1 protein-coding gene is annotated in these 3,257 nt (G+C 52.5%); it reads right to left on the minus strand.

All coding sequences use genetic code 11. From position 1 onward, the window contains the following. Positions 1-263: 263 nt before the first annotated feature. Positions 264-3,167 (minus strand): M16 family metallopeptidase, encoded by a 2,904-nt coding sequence (locus tag QVO99_RS02775; protein ID WP_022316065.1) that lies wholly within the window; start codon positions 3,165-3,167, stop codon positions 264-266. Between the last annotated feature and the right edge of the window lie 90 nt (positions 3,168-3,257).

Raw genomic sequence — 3,257 nt, forward strand, 5'->3', positions numbered from 1 at the left:
TAATTATTTTTCCCCCACGTCTCAGTATTACGAATAGAGAACAACTTTCCTGCGCTGCCGGTCTATCTTGGTTTATCCCGTTTTTTGTCTGATAATGAATACAAGTCCTCTTAATAAAACGACGGGCAGACAAGCCGACGAAGGAATATCCTTGTCAGCTTGACTGCCCGTCTGATTGTCTACTTGTCTACTCGTATCTCGTCTACTAGTAACTCGTTTACTAGTTTACTTATTTACTCGTATCTCGTCTACTTGTCCCCGGTTTAGTATCCGAAGATTTCCTCTGTAGAGAGTTTCTTCACCGGTCCGATCTTCTCGAGCGACTTCATGTCGATGTCGCTCTCGTCGCCGAGGATGATGTAGCGGAAAGGCTTGTTGGCGATGTTCTCGTTGACGAACTTCACGAGGTCTTGCAGCGTGATCTTCGGGAGCACGTTATACACCTTCTGCTGCAGACTGTAGTCGTAGCCCAGCTTCTTGGCGTTGAGATAGCTGTAGATGATGTTGAGCTTAGTGGTGCGGCTTGCCTCGATGCGCTTCATTTCTGCCTGCTTGGCGATTTCGAATGCCTTCTGCGACTGCGGCACGTTGTTCATGATGCTGTTGAAGGTGGCGATACAGTCCGTCATCTTGTCGTTCTGAGAGATGATGCTGGTGAGGAAGAATTCCGAGTCGGCCGGGCGGTATGGTGTCAGATAACTTGCCCATGCGCTGTATGCCAGTCCGCGGCTCTCGCGCAGCTCCTGGAACACCACGGTGTTCATGCCGCCGCCGAAGTATGCGTTGAACATGTTTATCATCGCCTCGTGTTCAGGTGTCCACTTCTTGCCCTCGTTGTGATACTGATACATGTAGATGTTCTTTGCCTTGTATGGCGCAATCACAACCTCGTTGGCAGGAGTCAGCTCCATCTTGTATGGGCGGCTCTCAGGTTCGGCTCTGAATTTCTTGGGCAGTGCGTGGTATTTGTCCACCACCTTTGCCATGTCCTTCACCTCCATCGGTCCGTAGTAGAGCACGGTGTGCTTGTAGTTCTTCAGGTCTTTGAGCATATCGATGAGCTTCTGCGGGTCGAGGTTCTTCAGCTGTTCGTTGCTTGGGATGTTGCGCTGAGTGTTGTATGGGCCATACATGGCATATTTGGCGAGAGCCCTGAAGTTCTGGTTCTGGTTCATCTTGGCATCCTGGCGCGCCTTGAGGTTGCTCTCCACCCAGCGGCCGAAGGCTTCCTTGTCCACCTTGGCGTTCTGGAGGAAGTTCTCGAAGAGAGTCATCGCCTGCGGCATGTTCTCGCTCAGACCGTTGAGGGTGATGCTCATATTCTCGGTATTCACGTTGATGCTGTAGTCGCATGCCAGCTTGTAGAACTCCTGCTTGAGCTGCTCGGCGGTCATCTTGTCAGTGCCGAGATATCTGAGATAGTCGGCAGCATAGGCGAGCATGTTGTTTGCCTCCTCGCCGAAGTCGTAGCGATAGCTGAGCACGAAGAGGTCGTTGGTCTTGTTCTTCACGTAGAGCACGGGGAGCTTCTTCTTTGTCTGCGCCTTGGTGAGGTCTTTGTCGTAGTCAACGAAGCGTGGTTTGATAGGCTCCACCTTAGAGTTGATGATCTCTGTAACGAACTGGCTCTGCAGGTCGCGGTTAGACGGGATGGCGGTGATCTGCGGTTTGTCTATCTTCTTCTGCGTGTTGTCCACACCCTCCTTCTTGTACACTGCCACGTAGTTGTCGGCGAAGTGTTTCCTGGCAAATGCCATGATGTCCTGCTTGGTCATCCGGGAGATGCGGTCGAGATATGTCACGTGGTCGTTCCAGTCTTTTCCGTTCACGAAAGCCTGCACGAACTCGTTTGCTCTCCACTGGTTGCTCTCGAGCTGGTTGTTGTAGTTGAGCTTCATGTTGTTTACCACCGATGGCAGCAGGTCGTCGCTGAAGTCGCCTGTCTTGAGCTTAGCGAGCTCACCGAGGAGCAGGTCGCGCACGCTGTCGAGAGTCTGTCCCGGCATCGGCTGGCCGAAGAGGATGAACTCAGAGTATTCGTTCATTCCGTTGCAGAATGCTGCGGAATACTGGCATTTCATCTTCTGGTTCACGTTGAGGTCGAGGATTCCCGCCATGCCGTTTGAGAGCATTTCAGAAATCACGTCGAGGGTGTCAGACTGCAGCGATGCAGCCTTGTCGAACTTCCATCCCAGCATCATGCACGATGCCTCCTGTCCCACGATTGTGGTGTCGCGTGGCGATGTGATGGGAGCCACGGGGGCGTAGGTGGGGAACGAGAGGTTGTCGCTCTTCTTCCATGATCCGAAATACTTGTCTATCTGTGCTATCACCACATCGGGGTCGAAGTCGCCAGCCAGACAGATTGCCACGTTGTTTGGCACGTAGTAGCTGCGGAAGTAGTTCTTGATGTTTGTTATCGAAGGGTTCTGCAGATGCTGCTGGGTGCCGATAGTGGTCTGGGTGCCGTATGGGTGTGTGGGATAGAGCAGCTTGTGGAGCGAGTTCCAGAGCTTGTTGTTGTCCTTTGCCAGTCCTATGTTATACTCCTCATACACAGCCTCGAGCTCTGTGTGGAAACCGCGTATCACCATGTTCTGGAAGCGGTCGCTCTCCACCTTGAGCCAGTTTTCCACCTCGTTTGAGGGGATGTTCTCCACATAGCATGTCACGTCGTTGCTGGTGTAGGCGTTGGTGCCTTCGGCTCCGATTGACGACATGAGCTTGTCGTATTCGTTAGGGATGAAATACTTTGCGGCAATCTGCGAAACGCTGTCGATTTCGTGGTATGCCTGCCGGCGCTGTGCCGGGTCGGTGAGCTTGCGGTAGTGCTCGTAGCGGCGCTCGATGTCGTCGAGGTATGGCTTCTCCTTGGCGGCGTCTACGGTACCGAACTTTGATGTTCCCTTAAACATGAGGTGCTCCAGATAGTGTGCGAGTCCGGTGGTTTCGGCAGGGTCGTTCCTGCTGCCGGTGCGCACTGCGATGTAGGTCTGGATGCGCGGTGTTTCGCTGTTCACCGAGAGATACACCTTCAGTCCGTTGTCGAGGGTGTAGATGCGGGCGTGCATAGGGTCGCCGGGCACCGCCACATACTTGTAATCTTTTGCCTGTGTGCCGATGGAAAACACGGCGAGACAGGCTACAAACATTGACTTTAATTTCATAATATTTATTTTAGGATAATAATTTGTTCTTTCTGTTTTTTTTGTTGTTACTTTGCAACTGAACTTCAGCCCCCTCTCGTTCTCCCCCGT

Source organism: Prevotella sp. CAG:592, from assembly GCF_000436015.1.
Classification (GTDB): Bacteria; Bacteroidota; Bacteroidia; order Bacteroidales; family Bacteroidaceae; genus Prevotella; species Prevotella pectinovora.